General features: G+C 51.1%; 24 protein-coding genes and 1 riboswitch. Of the genes, 11 read left to right on the plus strand and 13 right to left on the minus strand.

What is annotated here, in order from left to right:
* Nucleotides 1-22: 22 nt before the first annotated feature.
* From ftsL to mraZ, 3 genes are read right to left on the minus strand one after another with little or no spacing between them, the layout of a single operon-like run.
* Nucleotides 23-340 carry a cell division protein FtsL gene (gene ftsL / locus A6301_RS19395; RefSeq protein ID WP_107171044.1) on the minus strand — a complete coding sequence of 106 codons (318 nt, stop codon included), beginning with the start codon at nucleotides 338-340 and terminating at the stop codon, nucleotides 23-25.
* Entirely contained in the window at nucleotides 337-1281 is a 945-nt protein-coding gene (gene rsmH / locus A6301_RS19400) for a 16S rRNA (cytosine(1402)-N(4))-methyltransferase RsmH (RefSeq protein ID WP_234258524.1), read from the minus strand. Before rsmH ends, ftsL begins: the two co-directional genes overlap by 4 nt.
* A gap of 2 nt (nucleotides 1282-1283) precedes the next feature.
* Nucleotides 1284-1742 (minus strand): division/cell wall cluster transcriptional repressor MraZ, encoded by a 459-nt coding sequence (gene mraZ, locus A6301_RS19405; protein ID WP_107171042.1) that lies wholly within the window; start codon nucleotides 1740-1742, stop codon nucleotides 1284-1286.
* Nucleotides 1743-2632: 890 nt separating this feature from the next.
* On the opposite strand from mraZ, the gene A6301_RS19410 reads away from it, so the two are divergent.
* The gene (locus tag A6301_RS19410) at nucleotides 2633-3070 is read left to right on the plus strand and encodes an L-alanine exporter AlaE (RefSeq protein ID WP_234258525.1); all 438 of its coding nucleotides are present in this window, start codon (nucleotides 2633-2635) and stop codon (nucleotides 3068-3070) included.
* 67 nt (nucleotides 3071-3137) lie between these two features.
* On the opposite strand, the gene cra is transcribed toward A6301_RS19410, so the two are convergent.
* The 4 genes from cra to A6301_RS19430 all read right to left on the minus strand — a co-directional run bounded on the left by cra (nucleotide 3138) and on the right by A6301_RS19430 (nucleotide 8916).
* A complete protein-coding gene (gene cra, locus A6301_RS19415) occupies nucleotides 3138-4142 on the minus strand; it encodes a catabolite repressor/activator (RefSeq protein ID WP_107171040.1) in 1005 nt (334 codons plus the stop codon).
* A 393-nt stretch (nucleotides 4143-4535) separates the two neighbouring features.
* Entirely contained in the window at nucleotides 4536-5027 is a 492-nt protein-coding gene (ilvN, locus tag A6301_RS19420; RefSeq protein WP_165800684.1) for an acetolactate synthase small subunit, read from the minus strand.
* Nucleotides 5028-5029: 2 nt separating this feature from the next.
* Complete coding sequence (gene ilvI, locus A6301_RS19425; protein WP_234258526.1) at nucleotides 5030-6748, minus strand: acetolactate synthase 3 large subunit; 1719 nt, start codon at nucleotides 6746-6748, stop codon at nucleotides 5030-5032.
* 362 nt (nucleotides 6749-7110) lie between these two features.
* On the minus strand, nucleotides 7111-8916 hold the full coding sequence (locus A6301_RS19430; protein ID WP_215483157.1) for a long-chain fatty acid--CoA ligase: 1806 nt from the start codon (nucleotides 8914-8916) through the stop codon (nucleotides 7111-7113).
* Between the two features lie 411 nt (nucleotides 8917-9327).
* Between A6301_RS19430 and leuA the strand changes: the two genes are divergently transcribed.
* Genes leuA through leuD form a run of 4 tightly spaced genes read left to right on the plus strand, consistent with a single transcriptional unit; the run spans nucleotide 9328 to nucleotide 14036 of the window.
* A complete protein-coding gene (gene leuA / locus A6301_RS19435) occupies nucleotides 9328-10926 on the plus strand; it encodes a 2-isopropylmalate synthase (RefSeq protein WP_215483158.1) in 1599 nt (532 codons plus the stop codon).
* Nucleotides 10926-12017 (plus strand): 3-isopropylmalate dehydrogenase, encoded by a 1092-nt coding sequence (gene leuB / locus A6301_RS19440; protein WP_107169256.1) that lies wholly within the window; start codon nucleotides 10926-10928, stop codon nucleotides 12015-12017. Before leuA ends, leuB begins: the two co-directional genes overlap by 1 nt.
* A 2-nt stretch (nucleotides 12018-12019) precedes the next feature.
* Nucleotides 12020-13420: a 3-isopropylmalate dehydratase large subunit gene (leuC, locus tag A6301_RS19445; RefSeq protein WP_234258527.1), complete on the plus strand. Its 1401-nt coding sequence runs from the start codon at nucleotides 12020-12022 to the stop codon at nucleotides 13418-13420.
* A gap of 13 nt (nucleotides 13421-13433) precedes the next feature.
* A complete protein-coding gene (leuD, locus tag A6301_RS19450; RefSeq protein WP_107169254.1) occupies nucleotides 13434-14036 on the plus strand; it encodes a 3-isopropylmalate dehydratase small subunit in 603 nt (200 codons plus the stop codon).
* A 67-nt stretch (nucleotides 14037-14103) separates the two neighbouring features.
* Here leuD and A6301_RS19455 read toward each other — a convergent pair whose 3' ends face one another.
* The 4 genes from A6301_RS19455 to A6301_RS19470 all read right to left on the minus strand — a co-directional run bounded on the left by A6301_RS19455 (nucleotide 14104) and on the right by A6301_RS19470 (nucleotide 17990).
* The gene (locus A6301_RS19455) at nucleotides 14104-14415 is read right to left on the minus strand and encodes an AzlD domain-containing protein (protein WP_234258528.1); all 312 of its coding nucleotides are present in this window, start codon (nucleotides 14413-14415) and stop codon (nucleotides 14104-14106) included.
* Nucleotides 14412-15146, minus strand: coding sequence for an AzlC family ABC transporter permease (locus A6301_RS19460; RefSeq protein ID WP_234258529.1), 735 nt, complete (start codon nucleotides 15144-15146; stop codon nucleotides 14412-14414). The genes A6301_RS19455 and A6301_RS19460 overlap by 4 nt, the downstream gene beginning before the upstream one ends.
* A gap of 184 nt (nucleotides 15147-15330) precedes the next feature.
* The gene (locus A6301_RS19465; protein ID WP_107169251.1) at nucleotides 15331-16167 is read right to left on the minus strand and encodes an AraC family transcriptional regulator; all 837 of its coding nucleotides are present in this window, start codon (nucleotides 16165-16167) and stop codon (nucleotides 15331-15333) included.
* Between the two features lie 203 nt (nucleotides 16168-16370).
* The gene (locus tag A6301_RS19470; protein WP_107169169.1) at nucleotides 16371-17990 is read right to left on the minus strand and encodes a methyl-accepting chemotaxis protein; all 1620 of its coding nucleotides are present in this window, start codon (nucleotides 17988-17990) and stop codon (nucleotides 16371-16373) included.
* A 564-nt stretch (nucleotides 17991-18554) separates the two neighbouring features.
* On the opposite strand from A6301_RS19470, the gene A6301_RS19475 reads away from it, so the two are divergent.
* Nucleotides 18555-18782 (plus strand): hypothetical protein, encoded by a 228-nt coding sequence (locus tag A6301_RS19475; RefSeq protein WP_215483162.1) that lies wholly within the window; start codon nucleotides 18555-18557, stop codon nucleotides 18780-18782.
* 28 nt (nucleotides 18783-18810) lie between these two features.
* A complete protein-coding gene (locus A6301_RS19480) occupies nucleotides 18811-19371 on the plus strand; it encodes an AlpA family transcriptional regulator (protein ID WP_205540278.1) in 561 nt (186 codons plus the stop codon).
* A gap of 185 nt (nucleotides 19372-19556) precedes the next feature.
* Here the strand turns inward: A6301_RS19480 and sgrT are convergent, their stop codons facing one another.
* Nucleotides 19557-19721 (minus strand): glucose uptake inhibitor SgrT, encoded by a 165-nt coding sequence (sgrT, locus tag A6301_RS19485; RefSeq protein ID WP_107169171.1) that lies wholly within the window; start codon nucleotides 19719-19721, stop codon nucleotides 19557-19559.
* 90 nt (nucleotides 19722-19811) lie between these two features.
* On the opposite strand from sgrT, the gene sgrR reads away from it, so the two are divergent.
* From sgrR to thiQ, 4 genes are all read left to right on the plus strand, one after another.
* Nucleotides 19812-21470 (plus strand): HTH-type transcriptional regulator SgrR, encoded by a 1659-nt coding sequence (gene sgrR / locus A6301_RS19490; RefSeq protein ID WP_107169172.1) that lies wholly within the window; start codon nucleotides 19812-19814, stop codon nucleotides 21468-21470.
* Nucleotides 21471-21507: 37 nt separating this feature from the next.
* Nucleotides 21508-21604: riboswitch (TPP riboswitch) on the plus strand.
* A 79-nt stretch (nucleotides 21605-21683) separates the two neighbouring features.
* Complete coding sequence (gene thiB, locus A6301_RS19495; RefSeq protein ID WP_215483193.1) at nucleotides 21684-22667, plus strand: thiamine ABC transporter substrate binding subunit; 984 nt, start codon at nucleotides 21684-21686, stop codon at nucleotides 22665-22667.
* A complete protein-coding gene (gene thiP / locus A6301_RS19500; protein WP_234258530.1) occupies nucleotides 22643-24250 on the plus strand; it encodes a thiamine/thiamine pyrophosphate ABC transporter permease ThiP in 1608 nt (535 codons plus the stop codon). Before thiB ends, thiP begins: the two co-directional genes overlap by 25 nt.
* A complete protein-coding gene (thiQ, locus tag A6301_RS19505) occupies nucleotides 24237-24941 on the plus strand; it encodes a thiamine ABC transporter ATP-binding protein ThiQ (RefSeq protein WP_107169175.1) in 705 nt (234 codons plus the stop codon). The genes thiP and thiQ overlap by 14 nt, the downstream gene beginning before the upstream one ends.
* Nucleotides 24942-24951: 10 nt before the next feature.
* On the opposite strand, the gene A6301_RS19510 is transcribed toward thiQ, so the two are convergent.
* On the minus strand, nucleotides 24952-26574 hold the full coding sequence (locus A6301_RS19510; protein ID WP_215483164.1) for a family 43 glycosylhydrolase: 1623 nt from the start codon (nucleotides 26572-26574) through the stop codon (nucleotides 24952-24954).
* Nucleotides 26575-26941 lie beyond the last annotated feature (367 nt).

Genomic DNA, 26941 nt, shown 5'->3' on the forward strand with positions numbered 1-26941 from the left:
GGTTGATTGCCTATTTAGTTCATTACTTAACCACAATGTTTTCCTGTGACGGATCAACATGCCCCATTTGCAGCTTTTCCGTCGCGATCCGCTCAACGCGGCTATGATCCCCTAATGAGTTTTCCTCCAGGATCAGATTTCGCCATTCGATATCCAGCGCATCACGCTCCAGTAGAAGCCGTTCGCGCTCCGCTGTCAGCAAGCGCGTCCGGTGCGCCGTCGTTACGACAAAAACGGCTGAAATCAACACGGCAACCATCAGCAGCACCGGGAGTTTTGCATTGCGTAGCAGATCCTCGCCGATGACGCCGACCAGAGTATGCCGCTCATTACCGATCATGCCGGCAGTCTCTCAGCAAACCGCAGCACGGAACTACGCGCACGCGGGTTTTCTGCAATTTCTTCTTCCGAAGGCATCAGTTTCTTTCCAACAGGCTTTAATGTCTGTCCACCTTGGCTGCGCAGTTGCGCTTCCGTTAGTGGCAGGCCGGCAGGAACCTGTGGTCCACGACTTTGATGACGGATAAACCGTTTTACAATCCGATCTTCTAACGAATGGAAGCTGATCACCGACAGACGTCCCTGCGGAGCCAGTACGCTCAGCGCACCTTCTAACGCACGTTCGATCTCTTCCAGTTCACTATTGATATAAATGCGGATCGCCTGAAAGCTGCGCGTTGCAGGATGTTTATGCTTTTCCCGAACCGGGCTAGCAGCAGCAATCAATTCCGCCAGTTCTTTTGTCCGCGTCATCGGCTCAGTACGATTACGTTCCACAATGGCGCGGGCAATACGCTTGGCAAAACGCTCTTCACCGAACGTTTTCAATACCCAGACAATGTCGTCAGCTTCCGCTTTCATCAGCCACTCGGCAGCAGACAAACCGCGCGTCGGGTCCATACGCATATCCAGCGGGCCATCGCGCATAAATGAGAACCCACGCTCAGGGTCATCAAGTTGTGGGGAAGAAACGCCGAGATCGAGCAAAACACCATCGATTTGCCCGGTAAGCCCAAGCTCCTCGACATAATCCGCCATTGCAGAGAACGGCCCATGAATAATGGAGAAACGCGGATCGTTAATCGCCTTGGCTGCTTCAATGGCCTGAGGATCGCGGTCAATAGCTAACAGACGCCCTTCCGGCCCGAGTTGGGAAAGAATGAGACGAGAGTGACCACCACGGCCAAATGTGCCGTCGATGTATGTGCCGCCGCTGCGAATATTCAGGCCATTTACGGCCTCATCCAGCAGGACGGTGGTATGTTTATAATTTTCCAGCATGGCTATAGCGATAGGTCCTGCAACCGCTCAGACAAAGGCTCCTGAGTCGATTGTTCAGCGTCAATATCATCCTTGACCTGTTGATACCAAGTCTGTTCATCCCACAGCTCAAACTTGTTGAACTGCCCGACTAGCATCACTTCTTTTTTAAGGTCCGCATGCTGCCTTAACGTATTCGCAATCAACAAACGCCCTGCACTATCCATTTGACACTCGCTGGCATGCCCCAATAACAAACGCTGCACACGGCGCTCAACGGGGTTCATGCTCGACAAGCGAGACAATTTTTGTTCAATGATTTCCCATTCAGGTAAGGGATAAAGCAGCAGGCATGGCTGATGCAGGTCAATGGTACAAACCATTTGACCTTGCGATTCCTCATTCAGCATTTCCCGGTATCGGGTAGGCACAGCAAGACGCCCTTTACTGTCGAGGTTAACCAGAGTAGCCCCACGAAACATACCTGAGTTACCCCTCCATCACCTTTTTCACCACTTTACCCCACAAAATCCCACCTTTAAGAGTGTACGGAGGGTATGAAAACCTTGTCAAGCCAGAGCGGACGCGCTTTGGGATTATTCCTGAATGAATTTGGGCCAGCATAGAGGTAAAAAGAATAAGGAGTCGGAATTAACAGTGATTAACATCATGATAATTTGAGGAAAATTTGCAGTAAAAAGGGTTCATTGCAAACATATCGCCGCCAACTTCAACATATCGATTATTTTTATTGTCACAACCTGATACCAAAGATAAAAGCTTTCAGAATTGTCTCATTAAGCCGAACACCTTGAATGTCAAGGCTTACCGAATCACGCGGGATCATACCGTGGGTGCAAACATTTGCTCAATGTCACATTTTTAACATCAACGCCATCGATTCTGCATTAATCCGTCGATTTACGCTCATTTACGTCTCTCTACGATGAATACAGGTTCCCACTGAAAGAACAACAGACTCAGGAATCACGTCGAATAAAATGAACACCAGTACATCCTAAGAAGCCTTAAACAACGGCGTCAAAAGTAACCTTTGTTTATCGGTCATTCCCTCACTTCCTTTAAGGCTTCCACATAATTAACGCGTTGCAGAAACCCCATGGCTCAAAAATAAATTAATGCATTGTTTTTAAATGATTTTAAATTTCATCTCGCGATAAAAAAACGGGAAAATTATTGGATAGACATAAAGTAGCGGAAAAGTATAAAAAACGAACACAAATAAAAACTTTTCACTAATACCAAGCCAATCATTCAGTGATGTAAACTACGCAAATAAAATAAGTCACAACAAAAAACCACACAAATAGACTTAAGCAGTTTATCCGCCCTAACAATGGAGCACCTAGGTATGTTTTCCCCGACATCACGATTGCGAAGCGTCACCGCTGATACCTTTGCACTCGTTGTCTATTGTTTCATCATCGGCATGGCAATTGAAATTATGCTTTCCGGGATGAGCTTCGAGCAGTCGCTGTCTTCACGTCTGCTATCTATCCCCGTCAATATTGCTATTGCCTGGCCGTACGGGCTTTACCGCGATCGCGTGTTGAATATGGCCAAACGTCACGGTGGCAACCATTTCCTGGTGCGCAGCGTTGCTGACCTGTTTGCGTATGTTAGCTTTCAATCTCCTGTTTATGCTGCGATTCTCTGGGTTATCGGGGCAAGCCCGGCGCAAATTTTGACCGCAGTCACCAGTAATCTGGTGATATCAATGGTGATGGGTGTAACGTACGGCTACTTTCTGGAATATTGTCGTCGGCTATTCCGGGTCGCACTGCCATAAAAATGGATTGAGATCGGATAAAGAAGAGGCGCCATAGCAGTCTATGGCGCAGAAAAGCAGAGGGATATTATGCGCGGCTCAATGAGCCACGGCGGTACAGATTACGTCGAATACGATTCAAGCCAGGCTTCGGCCTTTTCGGTTCATCCAGACTGGCCAACACCAACTCCAGCACACGCTCAGCAACTTCACGATGACGCTGGGCGACAGACAATACTGGGCATTCCAGATAATCCAACAGCTCATTATCCCCAAAGGTCGCGATAGCCAGATTATTCGGCAAACGCCCATTAACCTTCAGGTTAACGTCCATCACCCCCTGCAATAGTGGGAATGAAGTGGTGAACAACGCATCAGGCATAGGATTATTATTCAAATAATCCATAAACGCAGCAGCAGCAGCCACCCGCTCATAGCTATTGGAATAAAGATAATTCACTTCACGCGGATCGCCCGACCATGCCTGACGGAACCCCTGTTCACGCAGGAAACTGACGGAAAGTTCAGGTAACGCCCCAAGGTAGAGTACCGATTTAGCAGGCACCTTCCTCAATTCCTGCGCCAACATTTCGGCATCTTCAAGGTCGGCCCCGACCACGCTGGTAAAGTGCTCGCGATCTAATGCTCGGTCTAATGCAATAATCGGCAGGCCGCCGTTTATCCAGCGCTGATAAAACGGGTGCTCGGGTGGCAGCGCGGTAGAAACGATAATCGCATCAACTTGCCGCTGTAATAGATGCTCAATACACCGCATCTCGTTATCCGGCTGATCTTCGGAACATGCGATTAATAACTGATATCCGCGCTGTCTGGCCTGACGTTCCAAATAATTGGCAATGCGCGTATAGCTGGTATTTTCCAGATCGGGAATAACCAGACCAATTGAACGTGTGCGTCCGGCACGTAATCCAGCCGCGACGGCGTTGGGATGATAATTGTGCTCCCTGACGACAGCCATGACTTTCTCAACGGTCTTATCGCTTACGCGATATTGTTTGGCTTTCCCGTTAATGACATAGCTGGCTGTCGTGCGTGAAACACCCGCAAGACGCGCGATTTCATCCAGTTTCACGGTAACCCCTTAGTAGGCCGGAAAATAAATAGGCCGGCTAAATAAATAGTGTGATGACCATAAAATCATCATGGATATGGCGTAGATCTAACAGCAGAAGCTTTTGTACGGCAACTGCTTTTATCACGTTACCCACATATTTCAAGCTGCCATATCAATAATGGACACCTTTTAACCTAAAATATATTGCGCCTATACCCTAAATAATTCGAGTTTCAGGAAGGCGGCAAGAGAAGGAATCCCGATGAGCTTACTCAGGTAAGTGATTCGGGTGAGTGAACGCAGCCAACGCACATGCAACTTGAAGTATGACGGGTATATATAAGATAAGGGAAATAAAAAGGCCCGATACGATAATATCGGGCCTCTTAAAGGAAAAAGCTGCGAAGTTGATTAACGCATTATCTTATCGCCGCGCGATACGCCGACAACTCCTGAACGTGCCACTTCAACAATTTCGGCAACTTCACGCACAGCGCTGAGGAATGCATCCAATTTATCGCTGGTGCCAGCAAGCTGTACGGTATACAGCGAGGCGGTGACATCCACGATCTGCCCGCGGAAAATATCGGCGCAGCGTTTCACTTCTTCACGGCCATAACCTGTAGCCTGTAACTTCACCAGCATGATTTCACGCTCAACGTGCGCGCCCTGCCCCAATTCGCTGACGCGCAGGACATCTACCAGCTTGTGCAGTTGCTTTTCGATCTGTTCCAACACCTTCTCATCGCCTACCGTCTGGATAGTCATACGGGACAGCGTAGGGTCTTCGGTTGGTGCCACCGTCAGACTTTCGATGTTGTAACCACGCTGTGAAAACAGACCGACGACACGTGATAAAGCGCCTGATTCATTCTCAAGTAATACTGATAAAATCCGCCGCATGATCAGGTTCTCTCCGTTTTGCTCAACCACATTTCATCCATCGCCCCGCCGCGAATCTGCATGGGGTAAACATGCTCGCTGCTATCGATGTTGATATCAACAAACACCAGACGATCTTTCTGTGCCAATGCTTGCGACAGCTTACTTTCCAGTTCATCCGGCGTATCGATAGAAATCCCGACGTGACCGTACGCTTCAGCCAGCTTGACGAAATCCGGTAACGATTCCATATAAGAACTGGAATGGCGGCCAGAGTAAATCATGTCCTGCCACTGCTTCACCATACCAAGGAAACGGTTGTTCAGGTTGATCACCACGACCGGCAGATCATATTGCAGTGCCGTAGAAAGCTCCTGAATATTCATCTGAATACTGCCATCGCCCGTCACACAAATGACCGTTTCTTCCGGCAGCGCAAGCTTAATGCCCAACGCAGCAGGCAGGCCAAAGCCCATCGTCCCCAGTCCACCTGAGTTCACCCAGCGACGTGGTAAATCGAAAGGATAATACAGCGCAGCAAACATCTGGTGCTGGCCGACATCCGATGCCACATAGGCTTTACCTTCAGTCAGCCGATGCAGCGTTTCAATCACTGCCTGCGGTTTAATTTTGTCGCTTTCAGTGTCGTATTTCAGACAGTGACGTCCACGCCACTGCTCGACACCCTGCCACCAGTCGCGCAGCGCATCGAACTGCTGCGGTGCGCCATCCTGTTCCAACAACTCCAACATCAGGCTTAGCACTTGTTTGGCATCGCCCACGATAGGGATATCTGCGTTTACCGTTTTAGAAATCGACGCGGGATCGATATCAATATGCAATACCGTCGCATTCGGGCAATATTTCGCCAGATTGTTGGTCGTACGGTCATCGAAACGCACCCCAACGGCAAAAATCACATCGGCGTTATGCATAGCCATGTTGGCTTCGTACGTCCCGTGCATTCCCAGCATGCCGAGGCATTGACGATGCGTTCCCGGGAAGCCGCCCAGCCCCATCAGAGACGTTGTCACGGGCAAATTAAGCTTTTCCGCCAGCGTCAGCAGCTCTTCATGGCACTCCGCGTTAATCACGCCGCCACCGCTGTAGATAATCGGCTTTTCTGCCGCCAGCAGGGTTTGCAACGCACGGCGAATCTGACCTTTGTGCCCTTGAACCGTTGGGCTATAGGAGCGCATGCTGACGCTTTCGGGATAAACATACGGCAGTTTATTTGCCGGATTCATGATGTCTTTGGGTAGATCGACGACTACCGGCCCCGGACGTCCGGTTGATGCCAGATAAAACGCTTTTTTCAGGATCGTCGGAACATCTTCAACTTTCTTGACCAGAAAGCTGTGCTTCACGATAGGGCGGGAAATGCCCACCGTGTCACATTCCTGAAAGGAATCATAGCCAATCAGCGAGGTAGCAACCTGACCGGATAACACCACCATAGGAATGGAGTCCATATACGCCGTCGCAATACCGGTAATGGCATTTGTCGCACCGGGACCGGAGGTAACCAGCACCACACCGACCTCACCCGTCGCGCGCGCATAGCCATCGGCCATATGTACCGCACCTTGCTCATGCCGCACCAAAATATGCTCGATACCGCCAACCGTGTGTAGGGCATCATAAATATCCAACACCGCACCGCCCGGATAACCGAACACATGTTTTACGCCCTGATCGATCAACGATCGGACCACCATTTCGGCGCCTGACAACATCTCCATGGATCTGCCTCTTTTGTTCAGAAAACGGAGCCCGTTTCTGTATTGACCGGGGGAAATCCCCGCGCTCACGTTGTGTTAATACTGTTAACTTTTAGTACAAGAATACGAAATATTATAGGGATTACTGATAACCCATTAACATAACGCCAGATTATGACGCAGACAAACGGCAAAAAACCACCGCTCTTAATCAGGCCTAGGGGAAATCGAACGTGAGTGAAAAAAGAACTGAGATAAAATACTAATCAGAGACCTGTAGACCTGAGAGATCGTCCATGAAGACGGTAAATTACAGAGTGAAATCTTGAGGCCGAAAAACCACATTTCTTTTCAGGAAACGCATTTTTCGGCCGACGACATCATCAAGACTCGGCGTACATCGCATCAATTTCCAGCTGGTAACGCTGATTGATGATCTTCCTGCGCAGCTTGAGCGTTGGCGTCAGTTCCCCTTCAGCCATCGAAAACGGCACAGGCAATAGCGTGAATTTCTTCACCTGCTCAACGCGAGAAAGCTCTTTCTGCATCTCTCGCAGGCGCTGTTCGAACAGCTCAATAATATGGCTGTGACGCAACAGCTCCAGACGATCGTGGTACTTCAGATTAATAGAGTGAGCGTATTCTTCCAGCGCCTCGAAACAGGGAACAATCAGCGCAGACACGTACTTACGCGTGTCTGCGATAATCGCAACCTGTTCGATAAAACGATCCTGCCCCAGCGTCCCTTCCAGATGCTGCGGTGCGATATATTTACCGCCCGAGGTTTTCATCAGATCTTTCAATCGCTCGGTAATAAACAGGTTACCGTTGGCATCCAGCTCTCCCGCATCGCCCGTTTTCAGCCAGCCGTCTTCGGTAAAAGCGTCCGCGGTTTCTTGCGGACGATGGAAATACCCCCGCATGATGGTCGCCCCGCGCACTTGGATCTCTTTTTCCTCGCCAATACGGACATCAATGCCCGGTAGCGGCGTGCCAATAGAGCCTAAGCGGAAACGGTTTTCTTCCCAGCAGGAAACCGTCGCGCAGGTTTCGGTCATACCATAACCATAAATAATGCGAATCCCGATCGACCGGAAAAACAGAATGATATTGTCATCCAGCCGTGCGCCTGCTGCCGGCATAAAGCGAATTTCGCCGCCCAGAAGCTGGCGCAGTTTCCCTAACACCAGACGGTCGGCATAGTGGTGCATCACGCGACGGAAAAGACCGCCCTTCTTCGCGGTTTGGCTCGCCAGAAAAGCGTGTTGCCCCTGCGTAACAGCCCAGTTGAAGAGCCGCTGGCGATACCACGGTGCCTGCGCCACTTTTTCATGGATGGCGCTATACACTTTTTCATAAAAACGGGGAACGGCACACATCACCGTCGGCTTCACCGCCTGCATTGCCTCACGCACCAGATTTGTGTTGCTGAGATACACGTTCTGCGCGCCGCGGTGCATAATGACAAAGCTCCAGGCGCGCTCAAATACGTGGGAAAGCGGTAAGAAACAGAGCGATACGTCATTTTCTGACATATCCAGACGATCGTCATGCAGCTTAAGCTGCATCGCCATGTTGGTGTAATCCAGCATGACGCCTTTCGGCTCGCCGGTAGTGCCAGAGGTATAAATCAGCGTAAATAGATCGTTGAGATCGCGGCTGTCGATGCGCGTTTGCCATTCATCACGCCAGAAATCGTCTACGGCCTGCGCTTCAAATTCATGCAGGGATTGTGCGATGTCGCTACCGCGCAGGTTAACGCCGTTATCCATCACGATAATGTTTCGCAACTGTGGACAGGTATCGCGCAGCGCCAGCAGCGCATCCAATTGCTCCTGACCACCGACGAATATCGTACGAATATCCGCGTCATTGATAATGAACGCCGCCTGTGCCGCCGTATTCGTGGCATAAATTGGCACACTGATTGCGCGCAGGTGCAACAGTGCCAGGTCGGCTAGCGACCAATTCATCGAATTGTGAGAGAAAATCGCAACCCGTTCCTGAACATCCACGCCCTGCGCTAAGAGCGCGCTGGCAATGCGCTGAATGCGCTGTCCGGCCTGTGTCCAGGTGAGTTGCTGCTCGCCCGTAGGCGTCCACTCGCGCAGCGCAATACGACCTGCGCAGTGATTGATCCGATCTTGAACCCGGTGCACCACATGGTATGGCTGTAAATGATTAGTCATCTGTAAAAGAATTTATAAGGGAAATGAATGTGACAGCGTTTCAGCGTACAGCTGTATATTATTTGGCGTGCAGTCTACCGCCATTGTTCAAAACCGCAACGATCTTTCGTTCATTCGCCGTGGGCTATCGCTGGTTTACTTGACGCACGTCACATCAATCAAAAGTTGACATAACCCTGATAATCGCGTACCAATAATGCAACACCGAATTTTAGATGACGAGATCCCATGTTCAACTTTGCTGTCCTACTAGGCCTACTACTAAACGCATCCTTCTTGCGCGGTAGGTTTGTGGGCAGAGTTAAGAACTAAGTTTCTCGCCACACGATACAAAAACCCGCGCTGATGCGCGGGTTTTTTTTTACTCGCCGAGCGCCAAGTACAAAGTAGACACGACAAGGAACTAAACCGATGAGCGAGCAAGTCATTATTTTTGATACCACATTACGCGATGGTGAACAGGCTTTACAGGCGAGTTTGAGCGTAAAAGAAAAGCTGCAAATTGCCTTTGCCCTGGAGCGTATGGGCGTTGATGTCATGGAAGTCGGCTTTCCCGTGTCATCTCCCGGCGACTTTGAATCCGTTCAGACCATTGCCCGCAACATCAAGAATAGTCGTGTGTGCGGTCTGACCCGCTGTGTCGAAAAGGATATCGATGTCGCCGCAGAAGCACTGCGCGTCGCAGAGGCCTTCCGTATCCACACCTTCATCGCTACCTCACCGATGCACATCGCCACCAAGCTGCGCAGCACGCTGGATGAAGTCATTGAACGCGCTATTTACATGATCAAACGCGCGCGTAACTACACAGACGATGTTGAATTCTCCTGTGAAGATGCAGGCCGTACGCCAATCCCCGATCTGTGTCGCGTGGTCGAAGCTGCAATTAACGCGGGCGCTCGCACCATTAATATCCCGGACACCGTCGGCTACACCATGCCGCATGAGTTCGGCAATATCATCGCTTCACTGTATCAACGTGTCCCCAATATCGATAAAGCCATCATTTCTGTTCACACTCACGACGATCTGGGCTTGGCCGTCGGCAATGCCATGGCGGCGGTTCATGCAGGTGCTCGTCAGGTAGAAGGCACGTTGAACGGTATCGGTGAACGTGCGGGTAACTGCTCACTGGAAGAAGTGATCATGGCGATAAAAACTCGCCATAACCTCCTGAATGTCCACACCAACATCAATCATCAGGAAATCTACCGCACCAGCCAACTGGTCAGCCAGATTTGCAACATGCCTATTCCTGCCAACAAAGCGGTCGTCGGTGCCAACGCCTTCGCCCACTCTTCAGGCATTCATCAGGATGGCGTGCTGAAGAATCGTGAAAACTACGAAATCATGACGCCGGAATCCATCGGGCTGAAAGAAGTGCAGTTGAACCTGACTTCTCGCTCTGGCCGTGCCGCCGTGAAACACCGTATGGAAGAAATGGGCTACCAGGACAGCGATTACAATCTGGACGACTTGTACTCCGCTTTCCTGAAACTGGCAGATAAAAAAGGTCAGGTATTTGATTACGATCTGGAAGCGCTGGCCTTTATCAGCCGTCAGCAGGAAGAACCTGAATTCTACAGTTTGGACTATTTCAGCGTTCAGTCTGGCTCCAGCGTAATGGCAACCGCTTCAGTCAAGCTGATCTGTGGTGAAGAAACCCAGTCAGAAGCCGCAACGGGTAATGGTCCGGTAGATGCCGTTTATCAGGCGATCAACCGCATTACGGGTTATCAGGTTTCGCTGGTTAAATACCAACTGACGGCCAAAGGTCAGGGACGTGATGCGCTGGGTCAGGTTGATATCGTCGCGGATTATCAGGGCCGTCGTTTCCACGGCGTCGGTTTGGCGACGGATATCGTTGAATCTTCCGCGCAGGCAATGGTAAATGTATTAAACAACATCAAACGTGCCCAGCAGGTAGAAAAAGAAATTCAACGTCTGCAACAGCACAATAACCAACAACAAAACGATAGCAAACAACAAAACAGTCAGGAAACAGTGTGATGACAAAGAGCTACCATATCGCCGTTTTACCCGGAGACGGCATTGGCCCAGAAGTAATGGCGCAGGCCCACAAAGTACTGGATGCGGTGCGTCAGCGTTTTGGTATCCGCATTACCACCAGTGAATACGACGTTGGCGGTATCGCCATTGACCGTCAGGGCACACCGTTGCCGCAGGCGACCGTCACGGGCTGCGAGCAGGCCGATGCGATTCTGTTTGGTTCCGTGGGCGGTCCGAAATGGGAACATTTGCCACCCGCAGAGCAACCGGAACGCGGTGCATTATTGCCTTTGCGTAAGCACTTCAAACTGTTCAGCAACCTGCGTCCCGCACGTCTGTATCAAGGACTGGAAGCATTTTGTCCACTGCGTAGCGACATCGCCGCAAAAGGCTTTGATATCCTGTGCGTCCGTGAACTGACGGGTGGGATCTACTTTGGTCAGCCGAAAGGACGCGAAGGTAGCGGTCAGTATGAGCGCGCATTCGATACTGAGGTGTATCACCGTTTCGAGATTGAGCGCATCGCACATATCGCGTTTGAATCCGCCCGTAAACGCCGCAGTATCGTGACTTCCATCGATAAAGCCAACGTGCTGCAAAGCTCTATTTTGTGGCGCGAGATCGTCACAGAAGTCGCTAAAGCCTATCCAGACGTGAAGCTGTCCCATCTGTATATCGATAACGCGACAATGCAGTTAATTAAAGATCCCTCTCAGTTTGACGTGATGCTGTGTTCTAACCTGTTCGGAGACATTCTGTCCGACGAGTGCGCCATGATTACTGGCTCCATGGGTATGCTGCCTTCCGCGAGCTTGAACGAACAAGGCTTTGGTCTGTACGAGCCTGCTGGCGGTTCCGCACCGGATATCGCCGGTAAAGACATTGCTAACCCGATCGCACAGATTCTGTCGTTGGCGCTGCTGCTGCGTTACAGTCTGGGTGCAGATGATGCCGCAGAGGCGATCGAAAAAGCCGTCAATACTGCGCTGGCTGAGGGCTACCGCACCGCCGATCTGGCAAGCGCCAGCAACGCGATCGGTACCAGTGAAATGGGCGACGTTATTGCGCGTTTCGTGGCGCAAGGGGCATAACCATGGGTAAGACGTTATATCAAAAACTGTACGACGCACACATCGTTCATGAAGCGCCGAACGAAACACCGCTGCTGTATATCGACAGGCATCTGGTACACGAAGTGACTTCCCCACAGGCATTCGACGGCCTGCGCGCGATGGGCCGCAAGGTTCGTCAGCCGGGGAAAACCTTTGCAACCATGGACCACAACGTATCCACACAGACCAAAGACATCAATGCCAGCGGTGAGATGGCTCGCATTCAGATGCAAGAGTTAATCAAGAACTGTGCGGAATTCGGCGTTCAGCTGTATGACCTGAACCACCCGAATCAGGGTATCGTTCACGTTATCGGCCCAGAACAAGGGATGACGCTGCCGGGTATGACCATCGTCTGCGGTGATTCACACACCGCAACGCACGGCGCGTTTGGCTCACTGGCCTTCGGTATCGGTACATCAGAAGTAGAACATGTGCTGGCGACGCAAACCCTGAAACAGGGCCGTGCCAAAACCATGAAGATTGAAGTCACCGGTGATGCTGCACACGGCATCACCGCGAAAGATATTGTGCTGGCGATCATCGGTAAAACGGGTAGCGCAGGTGGCACCGGCCATGTGGTTGAATTCTGTGGCAAAGCCATTCGGGCGCTGAGCATGGAAGGCCGTATGACGCTGTGCAACATGGCCATTGAGATGGGGGCGAAGGCGGGTCTGGTTGCACCGGATGAAACCACCTTCAACTATCTGAAAGGCCGCCAATTTGCACCGAAAGACGTCAACTGGGACGCCGCCGTTGCGTACTGGAGCACGCTGAAATCCGATGATGACGCGCAGTTCGACACGATCGTCACACTGGACGCCGCGCAGATTGCACCGCAGGTCACCTGGGGCACCAACCCCGGTCAGGTTATCGCCGTCAATCAGGAAATCCCTAACCCTGATTCTTTCAGCGATCCGGTAGAGCGCGCCTCTGCCGCTAAAGCGCTGGCGTATATGGATCTGCAACCCGGCATTAAATTGACCGACGTGAAGATCGATAAAGTCTTCATTGGTTCTTGCACCAACTCGCGTATCGAAGATTTACGCGCAGCGGCAGAAATCGCCAAAGGGCGTAAAGTCGCGGCTGGCGTTCAGGCCATCGTCGTACCCGGCTCCGGCCCGGTAAAAACCATGGCTGAGCTGGAAGGGCTGGATAAAGTGTTCATCGAAGCAGGTTTTGAGTGGCGCTTACCGGGCTGTTCCATGTGCCTGGCGATGAACAATGACCGCCTGAACCCTGGCGAGCGTTGTGCATCAACCAGCAACCGTAACTTTGAAGGCCGTCAGGGCCGCGCGGGTCGTACCCATTTGGTCAGCCCGGCAATGGCTGCTGCTGCTGCGGTGACGGGTCGCTTTGCCGACGTCCGCGAGTTGAATTAAGAGAGAAACCGACATGGCTAAATTTACTCAACACACAGGTCTGGTGGTTCCTCTGGATGCCGCTAACGTCGATACCGACGCCATTATCCCCAAGCAGTTTCTGCAAAAGGTGACGCGTACCGGTTTCGGCCAACATCTGTTCCACGACTGGCGTTTTCTGGACGACGCTGGCCAACAGCCCAACCCTGAGTTTGTGCTGAACAAGCCACAATACAAAGGGGCAAGCATCCTGCTGGCGCGCGAAAACTTCGGCTGCGGCTCTTCCCGTGAGCACGCGCCGTGGGCGCTGACCGATTACGGCTTCAAAGTCGTTATCGCCCCAAGCTTTGCCGATATCTTCTACGGCAACTCGTTTAACAACCAACTGCTGCCAGTGAAGTTGAGCGACGAAGAAGTAGACGAACTGTTCAAACTGGTTGATGGTCAAGAAGGCATTAACTTCACCGTCGATCTGGAAAATCAGGTCGTTCAGGCAGGCAGCAAAAGCTATCCGTTTGAAATCGACAGCTTTCGTCGTCACTGCATGATCAACGGATTAGACAGTATCGGCCTGACGCTGCAACACGAAGCATCGATTACCGAGTATGAAAAGAATCAGCCTGCATTTTTGAACTGATTTGGCATCGTAGATAACACAAAGCCCGCACGTTTTATTGCGGGCTTTTTCTTTTTTAAATTAAGCGCTAAAGCAAGGCGGCAATCATATAGAAAGCCAGCATACTCAAGAGCACCGCGACTACTATATTTCTGATAAAGAATGAAATCACGATACTCACTATCGCGCCGAGAAAATACGGGTTATCAGGAAAGGCGCGAATCACGCCGTGTTCCATTAAAATAATCGGCCCACAAATCGCGGTGAGTAAACATGGCGCAGAATACTTTAATGCACGATGCAGTAAAACGGGGATTTTTACCGGCACGGCGGGTTCGAGGAAAATATAGCGATTAAAAAACACGATCCCCGCCAGAACGAATATCAATAACCAACTCATTTTTCTTCCTTAAGCACGGACGCAATGAAAACAGAGAAAAACATACCACCGACACCAGCAATAGCGATGGCACCTTCTATCTTGAAATAGGTCAATAGCATTGAAAGAGATAGAGAGAACAGAACACCAGAAAAGGTACTGATCTTTTTTATCATCGGTACAACGATGGTAATGAACGTAGCCACGATAGAGTAATCAAGGTGATACTTATCCAAGTCAGGCACTGACGAGGCCATAACCACACCGAGGATGCTAAAAATATTCCAAAAGATATAAAAGGTGAGGCCCGCACCAATTAAATAACTGGCGCTGACATTGTTCTTTCTATCTTTCTTTTCACTCAGCGCAAAAAGCTCATCTGACAATAAAAAACCGATAGGCAGCCGTTTTCTTAATCTCAAGGTTGAAACGTATTCGCGTAGCGTCAGGCCATATATCAGGTGCTGTGCGGTGATAAAGAAAACGGAGATTAATAGCGTCGCGACATTCGCCCCAGACATGAGCAATCCTAACGAGACTAATTGCGCTGCTCCCGCAAAAATAATCGCGGACATCCCGATACTTTGCCCGACAGATAATCCCGATTGGATAGCCATAGAACCTGCGAGAATTCCCCATGGCACCACGGACAAACAGAGCGGAAGCATTTCAACCACGCCGGTCATAAAATGCTTCCACGGGCTAACCGTGTCTTTTGATTCCGACGATGAACGGGCTACGGTGTTTTCCATATAACATTGCGCTACCATAAATAAATCGATAGCGGAAAACTAACAGAACGGTTTTTAACAGTATTGGATAAATTTGCTGTGACTCGGAATAGAGAACGAGCCTATTAATACCCTAAATAATTCGAGTTTCAGGACAAAACGTTAACGTTTTGAACAACGCACAGGCAACTTGAAGTATGGCGGGTTATACGTTGCCTTTAGCAAACTCGCCCGGCGTCAGCCCCAACGAATTTTTGAAATGACGGTGGAAGTGGCTCTGATCGGTAAAACCACACTGTACCGAAACATCAAGAATCGTGTTGCCTTTACGCAGTAGATCTTTCGCCTTACGCAAACGCGCTTGAATCAAATAAGCGTGGGGGGTGATACCGACAACGGCCTTAAACTGCCGTAAGAAGTGCCATACGCTAAGCTCGGCAAGTTCTGCCAGTTCAACAAGGGCGAGTTCTCTCTCAGGATAGCCGTCCATAAACGCTTTAACATTCAATATATTTTGGGTCGAAACAGGTAGCGTCTGTGGCGTAAGACGAGTCTTGCTATAGCGCATCGTCAGCCAGGTTAATGACGACAACAGCAGCGTTTCTTTCAATAGCATATTGCCCGGCTGAGCAAGCATATTGAAGGTCATGAGCAGTTGTTCCGCCAATCCTGGATCGTGCACAACAGCGTCAGGAAACCACGGAATGGAATCCTTTTCGCGTTGAAGATCCTGATTAATGGAGCGAAAAAGGTCAGGATGCGGATAAATGGCGCGATAGGCCCAGCCGGTTTCTACCTCGGAACTTCCCGTATGCACATCGTCTGCATTCACCAAAATGATGTCACCTTTAGGCGCAACGTGCTCCGCACCAGAGCGATAAAAGCGCTGAGCGCCCTGCTCAATCACGCTGATGCAATAGGTATCATGAACATGACGAGGAAAGCGTTGCTGGTAGTACTGCGCCTGCAACATATCCAGACCACCGAGTGCCTCCAGGTGTCTGAAATTTGTCTGCTCTTGCGCAACCAGCTTTTTATGCACGCGTTAACCCTCTTGTCATTTGTACAAAATTGCTCAGGCAGAGAAGAAAAATAAGCGATCTTCATCATCCAGAAACGGTGTACCTGTTTCACTGATTCTATCAGAAACGGATTAACATCCCCATGCTGGAAAAAACAGCGAAAAAAAGCCAGCGACAACGTCGCTGGCCATCAATGGTACTTTCTTTTTTTACCGTCAGGGGGCTACATCAGGTGAAAACGGGACACGCCAAGATTTAACCGCTCAGCCTGCTGCTCCAGAGATGCGGCTGATGAGGAGGCCTCCAACACCAGCGTCGCATTTTGTTGCGTGACCCGATCCATTTCTGATATCGCTAACGACACCTGATTGATACCGCTGCTTTGCTCATCGGAAGCCAGCGCGATCTCATTCATGATTCGGGTAACGTTATTAATTTCAGCGACAATCTCAGCCATCGCTTTACCCGCTTCAGATGCCAGCGTCGTACCTTCTGTTACTCTGGTTTCGGATTCTTTAATCAACGCGGCAATTTCCGTTGCGGCGTTAGCCGAACGCTGTGCCAGGCTACGCACTTCTCCTGCCACCACCGCGAATCCTTTGCCCTGCTCGCCTGCTCTGGCTGCTTCAACTGCCGCATTCAGCGCTAGAATATTAGTCTGGAATGCAATCCCATTAATGAGCGCGATAATCTCAGAGATTTTGTCTGAACTCTTGGCAATACCAGCCATAGAATCCACCACCTGTTCAACAATATTGCCACCGTTTACGGCCTTGGAAGACGTCTCCGTCGCTACCTCACTGGCATGATGCGCATTATCGGTATTCTGCTTCACCGCTGCGGTAAGTTGCTCCATGCTGGCTGCTGTTTCCGCCAGTGCCGCAGCCTGCTGTTCCGTTCGAGCGGATAAGTCTGTGTTACCAACGGCGATTTTCGTCGAACTACTATGGATCGACTCCGCACTATCACGCACCGATCCAACCGTTTCGGAGAGTGAATCCTGCATTTGCTGGATATTTCCCCCCAAAATGCCGATTTCATTTCTTCCCACATCCACGCTCGTGCGCGTCAAATCCCCCTGCGCGATAGCCTGTATGCGCGACACCCAATACTGCACTGGATTAATAATGACCCGACGAATTAATAAGAACGTCATACCAGTTAGCACAATGGCAAGAATAAACGCCCCTGTCATCAGCGTATATCCCAACGTTGAATGTCTTTCGGCCGTCACATTAATATTTTTTGCCATCTCAACCCGATAAAGATAAGACGCTTTCAGCGGTACGTCATACTCATCGTCCAGCTTAGACAGGGTTGTCGACTCAAACGCATTGAGTTCGTCAACATTGCCCCGTTTCGCGATATCAAACATGGGCTTGATACCCCGCTCAACATAATCGCTATAACGCGCTTTCAATTCATTATCACGTGCTTGTTCAACGTCAGCGCGAACCGCTCTATTTTGATATCCGTTAAACATTTGCTGCGACATCATCAGCCGTTCTTCGGCGGCTTTCATACTGGCGTTGTAGTTGTTCGTAAGGCCATTATGTAAGTGGTTCACGGCATGCAACAGATTCATACGTGCCGCACGCATATGATTCGCGCTATCAACTAACTCCATCCGAACGTTCAATTCCAGCGTTGATTCATTTAATGACAATTCCGCTTGCTTCAAAAAATAGGATGACGTCGCCACAGCCAGAGCGAAGAGCAATAAAACACCAGAAAAAACAACAACAAAGAGAGGCGTCAGCTTAATGTTATGTACCCCAGGGGTGGACTGCCAGGATTCTGGCTTTTCGTAAAGCGCTATTGACTGATACGGTACATCGCTCATTTTTACATCCGTCGAGTTATTCAGAAGGTTGCTGTGAAGTAAATTTCAGGTAAGCAAGAAAAAATAAAACGCCACTACATGTTACATATTAATTAAAGATTGTGACAATCTGCGTTAAATGCAAGAAAAAAAATAGTAACCCATGAAAAATAATTTTATCAATAAGATCACCATCACGAAAAAACGTCATTTTAACGATAATTTCTTCAATTAAAAATCATTCATAACATTAACTATTACATAGAGTTAGTGAATAATCCGAATTAAGACTTTTGCGTTACAGCATCTTGTTAGTATAGAAACACATTCATAGAATTGTTTAATTTTAATGACAATAGATTTCACCCTAACATTCAATATTGGGTATTAAACGTTACGTTAGTAATATCTGAATACGGTTCTCTGAAATGTATTCTTCCTCTTCCTTTCAACCTGCTTTTGCGAAGCCACACGCAGGCTCGCCACGCCATTCAATAGCCAGTGAAATAAGCGGGTATATTTCATTCTTGATCAACACCAATGTTGACGCTCGTCAACAAACAAACATACCATGACCGTATATAGATGAAAAAACACCCAAACAAGCATATTCAGGCAGCCATTGAATACGCATTAGCGCAGGGCTGGCGTTTTTATCCTAGCAACGGGCATGCATTTGGCAGGCTTATCTGCGGCACGCCGGACCACAGCACTCATATGATGAGCATTTGGTCCACGCCATCAGTCCCGGAAAATCATGCAAAGCAGATCCGCCGTAACGTCGATAACTGCCTGACAATACTGAAACAATAAAAGATATATACGGCTTACCGAGGAATTTATGACAACGTATCACTTTTCTCTCACGCTAGCGGGCGTTTGCGCAGATACGGCTGGGCTGGAAGATGCACTTTTTGCCAGCGGCTGCGACGACGCGTTGATCTGCTTCTATGGCAGCGCCGTCTATCTCGAATTTGATCGAGAAAGCCCTCGTTTTTCTACCGCGGTCATCAGCGCTATTCATGACATCGAGTCAGCAGGCATCCAGGCCAGAGTCCACTCCGTTGATGCAGTCTGGGTTGGGATCAGTGATATCGCAGCCTTGTCTACGATGTCGCGTCAGGCGATTGCGCTTCTCAAAGATGGAAAACGTGGCGCAGGCGATTTCCCCTCCCCAGTCCAACGTTTACGCGGCACATCACCGCTGTGGGAGTGGAGCGATGTCGCAGACTGGCTGGCCAAACAAAAAAAAATCCCACAATCGTTAGCCGACAACGCTCGGGAGCTTGCCACGATTAATCTGGCCTTACAGATACGAAATGCCCGCCAACAGGATGAATTAGCACGCTATTGTGCACTGCTCAGCGAAGGTAAGCCATTACGTGAACAAATCATTACGTGAACCGCGCCGCTGATGCCACTTCGTCACGCAAGCTCTCCGCAATAGCCAAAAAATGACGCGACGATCCGTAGTAGGGTGGCAGGTAAACGCCATAAAAAAAGCCAGCGAGAAAACTCGCTGGCTGGTGAAACATCACCATTACTCAGAATACATTGTTTTACTCAGAATACGTTTCCTCACACCACCTAGAGCCAATGACGATACTCTTCATCAGACATTTCGTTTAGGTGCCACTGCGTCGCCTGCTGCAATAAGGCAACGCGCTGCTGGGTAGACATCCATCGCAACCACTTCGCTTTACACGTCGATAGATAGGTTCGATAGAACTGGGACAAACGGGAAATTGTCATGATCCACCTCCTCTCTTTCCTTGCTAGAAAGTATCGACGTAATATAGGGAAAGATAAATTGATGACTTTAGTGTAGGGAGTTCCTCTTTTATGTCTTCCCCTCGATTGCAACAACAGTTCATCCGCCTGTGGCAACACTTTCAGGGGCAAACCACCGATACCACGCTGCAAGAGCTAACCGGGGTGTTGAACTGCTCACGCCGCCACATCCGTTCGTTATTGAACGCAATGCAACAAGAAGGCTGGCTCATCTGGCAGGCAGAGGCCGGGCGAGGAAAACGTTCGCAGCTCTCCTTTGTCTATACCGGATTAGCGCTACAGCAGCAGCGTGCCGAAGATTTACTGGAACAGGATCGTATTGAGCAGCTGGTGCAGTTGGTAGGTGATAAAGAAGCGGTGCGCCAGATGCTACTCGCCCACCTTGGGCGAAGTTTCCGGCAAGGGAAGCATATTCTGCGCATCCTCTATTACCGCCCGTTACGCAATTTATTACCCAGTTCAGCACTACGACGCTCAGAAATGCACATTGCGCGGCAAATATTCAGCGGACTGACCAATATAAATGAGGAAAATGGGGAACTGAAACCCGATCTAGCTCATCACTGGCAGAGCCTATCTCCTCTGCACTGGCGCTTTTATCTGCGTCCAGCCATCCGCTTCCATCACGGTCGTGAACTCACAATGGATGACATCACCCTATCGTTATCGCGCCTCGCGCCGCTTCCGCTCTTCTCACATATCGAAGCCGTGACCTCACCGATGCCGTTTGTGATTGATATCCGCTTGCGCAGCCCAGATAAGTGGTTGCCGTGGCTTTTGGCCAGCGTGCATGCCATGATCCTGCCGCAAGAGTGGCAAACGCTGCCGAATTTCGCCCAACACCCGATTGGCACCGGCCCTTACGCCGTGGTGCGCAATAACAGCAGCCAATTGAAGATCCGCGCTTTCGATGACTATTTTGGCTATCGAGCGCTGATTGATGAGGTCAACATCTGGGTCTTGCCGGACGAACCGGAGGAAATGCCCGTCTCCGTCCAATTCCAGTCAGACAATTCTCGTCACGAACAGTTGGAAAGCCGGATGGAAGAAGGCGGCTATTTTCTGTTGTTCGACAAACGTTCACCGCTGAACAAGCGCCCAGAGGCTCAGCAATGGCTCAGGCAGGTATTTAATCCTATTTCGCTGCTCAACCACGCCAATATCAGCAACCAACGCGATTGGTCGCCAGCCTATAGCCTGCTGCCGCGCTGGCATCACCATCACCCTGACACGCCACAGTCGATGCCAAAAGGGCTGACCGACGTCACGCTCACGTTCTATCAGGAGCACCCAGAGTACCGGATATTAAGCGAGATTATGCGCACGCTGCTGGCGCAACAGGGTGTCACTCTACATGTTCAGACCATCAGCTACGAAGATTGGTATCAGGGCAATGCCGAAAGCGATATCTGGTTTGGTAGCCTGAATTGTTATCTGCCGCTCGAATTCTCTCTGTTCGCCATGCTCTATGAGCTGCCGCTGGTGCAACATTGTCTGAACGACGACCTGGATACCGACGCACAACAGTGGCGTAATCACTCGCTCCCAATGGCAGAATGGAGTGAAAAACTCATCAAAAGCGGGCAACTGCATCCGTTATTGCATCACTGGCTGCAACTTCAAGGGCAGCGCAGCATGCGCGGCGTCAGAATGAATATGCTGGGCTGGTTTGATTTTAAATCCGCGTGGTTTGCGCCGCCGGAACGCTGAGAGCCTTTCACTGCCGGACTTAACCCTTTACAATGAGCCGTTCTCAACGGGGTGCGGAAAATTTTTCGCTGAGAAGATACCCGTCGAACCTGATCCGGTTAATACCGGCGAAGGGATTTGAGAGTGCGGCTTATGCTGCCTCGAAGTCCTTTGCCACCCTATGATTCTCAGGAGTGCAAAGTGTTAAATCAATTCTTACACCGTTCAGCCACCGTGCTGAAAACCAGCCTACCTTGTTTGTTACTGCTCTCAGCATCCGCTTTCGCCAAGCCCGCGCTTACCGTTTATACCTATGACTCATTCGCTTCCGAATGGGGCCCGGGACCCGTCATCAAGACCGCGTTTGAAAAAGAGTGCGCGTGCGAGCTGAATTTCGTCGCGCTGGAAGATGGTGCATCGTTGCTAAATCGCCTGCGTATGGAAGGAAAAAACAGTAAAGCGGACATCATTCTGGGGCTGGATAACAATCTGTTGCAAGCCGCAGAGCAAACCGGTCTGTTTGCGCCACACGGTCAGGACACCAACACCGTCACGGTGCCGGGCGGCTGGAACAATAAAACGTTCGTTCCTTACGACTACGGCTATTTCGCCTTTGTGTACAACAAAGACACGCTGAAGAACCCGCCGAAAAGCCTGCATGAGTTGGTGGACAGCAACACGCCGTGGAAAGTGATCTATCAAGACCCGCGCACCAGCACACCGGGGCTGGGCCTGCTACTGTGGATGCAGAAAGTTTACGGCGACGATGCGCCGCAAGCCTGGCAGAAGCTAGCGAAAAAAACCGTTACCGTCACCAAAGGCTGGAGCGAAGCCTATGGTTTGTTCCTGAAAGGGGAAGCCGATCTGGTGTTGAGCTACACGACATCGCCGGCCTACCACATCATCGAAGAGAAGAAAGACAGCTACGCAGCGGCGACCTTTAGCGAAGGACATTATCTGCAAATTGAAATCGCCGGGCAGTTGGCTTCCAGCAAAAACCCCGAGCTGGCAAAACGCTTTATGCAGTTCATCCTGAGCCCAACCTTCCAGCAGGCTATCCCTACGACAAACTGGATGTATCCGGCGGTGAAAACCGAACTGCCTGCGGGCTTCGCAACGCTCGCCGTGCCTGAGAAAGCGATGCAGTTCAGCGCACAAGACGTTGCCGACCAAAGGACGCAGTGGATTCAGGCATGGCAACGCGCCGTCAGCCACTAATCGGCGGACGTCTGTGGCCAGGGCTACTGGCCACCACGTTGTTAATTTCCGTTGCCGTACTGGCTTTCGGCGCGCTGTGGATACAGGCACCAGAAAGCCAGTGGCGCACGCTATGGCATGACAGCTATCTCTGGCATGTCATTCGGTTTACCTTCTGGCAGGCCTTTCTCTCTGCGCTGTTTTCTACCGTTCCCGCGATTTGCCTCGCCAGAGCGCTGTACCGACGGCGCTTCCCCGGCCATCGCTGGTTGCTGCGCCTGTGCGCGATGACGCTGGTGTTGCCCGTACTGGTGGCCGTTTTTGGCCTGCTCAGCGTTTATGGCCGACAAGGCTGGCTGGCCTCTGCATTGGGCTGGTTCGACCTAAAATACACGTTTTCGCCCTACGGACTGAAAGGTATTTTGCTGGCACACGTCTTCTTCAACCTGCCGCTGGCAACCCGACTGCTATTGCAATCCTTAGAAGGCATCGCCACCGAGCAGCGCCAGTTAGCCGCCAATCTGGGCATGAATAGCTGGCAACATTTCCGTCTGTTGGAGTGGCCCGCCCTGCGCAGGCAAATTTTACCCACTGGCGCGCTAATTTTTATGCTCTGCTTTGCCAGCTTTGCCACAGTTCTGTCACTGGGCGGTGGCCCGCAGGCGACCACGATTGAGCTGGCTATCTATCAGGCATTGAGCTTTGATTACGATCCGGCACGCGCGGCACTGCTGGCGATAATTCAGATGGTTTGCTGTCTCGGTTTGGTGCTGCTGAGCCAGCGATTGGGTCGTATTCTGCCTGTCGGCAGTACGCAGCAGCTTTCATGGCGCAACCCGCAAGATAGCGCCTTAAGCCGCCTCACCGATGGCCTGATGATTGGCGCGCTGTTGCTGCTGGTCATTCCCCCTTTGCTAGCCGTGGTGGTTGATGGCGTGAACCGCTCGCTGGTTACCGTGCTGCAACAGCCCGTACTCTGGCAAACGCTGTTTACTTCGCTGCGCATTGCCCTAGGCGCTGGGCTCCTGTGTCTGGTGTTAACCATGATGCTGCTCTGGAGCAGCCGCGAACTCAAGTTACGCCAGAAGCCACTCTACGGGCAGTTGATGAACCTGAGCGGTATGCTCATCCTCGCCATGCCCGGTATTGTGCTGGCAACTGGCTTTTTTCTGCTGCTGAATAACAGCATCGGGCTGCCACAATCCCCCTATGCGCTGGTTGTGTTCACGAATGCGCTGATGGCAATTCCATATGCCATTAAGGTGTTGGAAAACCCGATGCTGGATGTTGCCGAACGCTACAATCGGCTCTGTACATCGCTGGATATTCGCGGCTGGCAAAGGCTGAAGCTAATCGAACTTGCCGCCCTGAAGCAGCCGTTAGCGCAGGCGTTGGCCTTTGCCTGCGTATTGTCTATCGGCGACTTCGGCGTCATCGCACTGTTCGGCAATGAGCAGTTCCGTACGTTGCCGTTCTATCTGTATCAGCAAATTGGTTCCTATCGCAGCGCCGACGGTGCGGTCACGGCACTGTTGTTGATGCTGCTGTGCTTTATGTTATTTACCCTGATTGAGAAACTGGCAGGCCGTCATGATCGCGCTTGAGAAATTGACCTACTTCTATCAGCACTTGCCTATGCGCTTTGATTTTCACGTCAAACCGGGTGAGCGCATCGCCATCCTCGGCCCCAGCGGCGCAGGGAAAAGCACGCTGCTGAATCTGATTGCCGGTTTCCTGATGGCAGACAGCGGCGAATTACGGCTTAACGGCGCTCCCCACCGCGAAACTCCCCCCGCTAAACGACCGGTTTCTATTCTATTTCAGGAAAACAACCTGTTTCCTCACCTGACGATTGGGCAGAACATCGCGCTGGGGTTGCACCCCGGTCTACGGCTCAGTACCGCACAGCGTGAAACGCTACGGCAGATCGCCGATCGGGTTGGTCTGGCAGATCTTCTGGATCGGTTACCGTCGCAGGTTTCCGGCGGGCAACGTCAGCGCGCGGCATTGGCACGCTGTCTGGTACGTCATCAACCGATTCTGCTGTTGGATGAACCGTTTTCAGCACTCGATCCGGCACTGCGTCAGGAGATGCTCGATCTGGTTGAAAGCGTATGTCAGGAGCGTCAGTTCACGCTGCTGATGGTGTCTCACAATCTGGATGATGCCATGCGGATCGCAAAACGTACGGTGCTGATCGTGGACGGGCAGATTTATTATGATGGATCGACTCAGGCGCTACAGGATGGCAGCGCCGAAGCCGCCACCATCCTGGGCATTTCACGCTCGTCTTAAGACCGGGGAATCAAGGCAAAGCCTGATAGCGCAGGTTACTGAACGTCACGTCACCCTCGCCCGATGCGTAAAGAGCAGGCCGCAGACTGAGGAAGTCATACGCGACGTTGTGATGGTAGCCGGACACTTCCATCTGCACCGGATACTTTTTCCACGGCTCCTGATCCGAGGTTCGGGTGTAAAACGTCACGATATGGCGATCGTTTTTCATCCGAATCTGCACCTCATTGCCTGTGATGTGCGGCAGTTTCTTCTCCGCCCTTTCCAGCCCATAGCGGTGCATGACGGTGCCATCCTGATTAAACGACAACCCGACATACAGCTTCGCGTTGTAGAACAGCAGTAAACCAGCCTGTGCGCCGGGGGCGAAATTCGCCGTAACCTCAATTTGGTAAGCCTGATCGCCAGGGATCATCGTCAGCGGTGCGCTGTCTTTCGGCGACGTTCCTTTTGCCTTCAGGTGCAGCTTGCCGTCGCTGAGCGTAACCCGTTTCAGCTCTTCCGCATTGGCGCGGTAGAAATGCCAGCGGGCTGGAAATTTCTCGTCGGTAAAGCTATCAGACCAGCCGATGCCATGCGGCACCGCTTCGCCTCCAGCCGGTTTGCGAATCGGTTTACCGGTATCAAAGCCAGCAGACGTAAACCAGCCATCGTCTCCCCAGACGATCGGCTCCAGCATCGCCTGCCGTCCCAGCGTCATAAAGCCATTTTCATAACCGTGATACACCATGTACCAATTTTTATCCGGTCCTTCGATCAGCGTTGCGTGGCCGCGTGACCACCACTTTTCAGAACGATCTTGCGTGCGGATAATCGGGTTATGTGGTGAGTTCTCCCACGGCCCGTTGATCGATTTCGATCGCGCGGCAATCACCATATGTCCCGTTGGTGGCCCCGCCGTGCCGCCTTCCGCCAGCACCATGTAGAAATAGTCACCGTGGCGCAGCATCTTCGGCCCTTCCTGCGAGAAGCTTTCCACATCCCACTCTTCTGGGTATTGCCATCCCTGATAAACCACTTCCATGTCACCGACCGTCGACAGCCCGTCATCGGTTAACTGCACGCGATTGCCGCCAGACATAAAGATGTAACGTTTACCGTCCTCTCCCACCACATGACCGGGATCGCTGGCCGGATTTTTCAAGCCCGTATCCTTCGGCGGCGTCCACGGGCCGTGAATATCATCGGCAGTAATCACATACAGCGTTTTCTTTTTCGTTCCTTTGGCGTCGATAATCCGGTTTGTGGTGAAGTAGATATAATATTTGCCGTCGTGTTTCACCAAATCCGGCGCCCAGATCGCGTCAACGGGCGTCGTGATCGCCGGGCCAATCGGCTGCCAGTTAACTAAATCGCGCGAGTGCCAAATCAGCAGTCCGGGGATATCGTCAAAGGACGAGAACGTCATGTAGTAATCGGCACCATCCTTGATAATCGTGGGATCTGGATGATCGCCCGCAATAATCGGATTGAGATAACAGCCGTTGCCCAAATCCGCCTGACGCTGCTGTTCAATACCCCGTTTCCACTCGTTAGCAGGGCCAGCCTGACAGGACATTGCCTGACCGATACCCATTGCCATCAGTAAGATACCGCTCAATACCCCTTTCCCTACCACTCGGGACACGCCCATTTATCACCACCCACTATCCCAATGATTATTTTATAATTTATAACATTGAAACCCTGTTCCAATTGTGAAAACAGTCACGCTTCTCTGGTTTTTCGGCGAAAAATCAGGCGGTAATCGTGCGGTGAAATACCAATATATACCCTAAATAATTCGAGTTTCAGGACAAAACGTAGCGTTTTGAACAGCGCTTGCGCTGACCCCGAAGGGGTGAGGCCATAGGCCGAATAACGCGGCAAGTGAGGGAATCCCGATGAGCTTACTCAGGTAAGTGATTCGGGTGACAAATCTGCCGGGAGCAGATTTGAACGCTGCTTGCAGCGGCCCTTCAGGGCAAGGCCCACGACGGGCCGAGTATTTGAGCGCAGCC

Origin of the sequence: Pectobacterium sp. IFB5596, from assembly GCF_021432585.1 — a bacterium.
In the GTDB taxonomy this organism is placed as follows: Bacteria; Pseudomonadota; Gammaproteobacteria; order Enterobacterales; family Enterobacteriaceae; genus Pectobacterium; species Pectobacterium punjabense.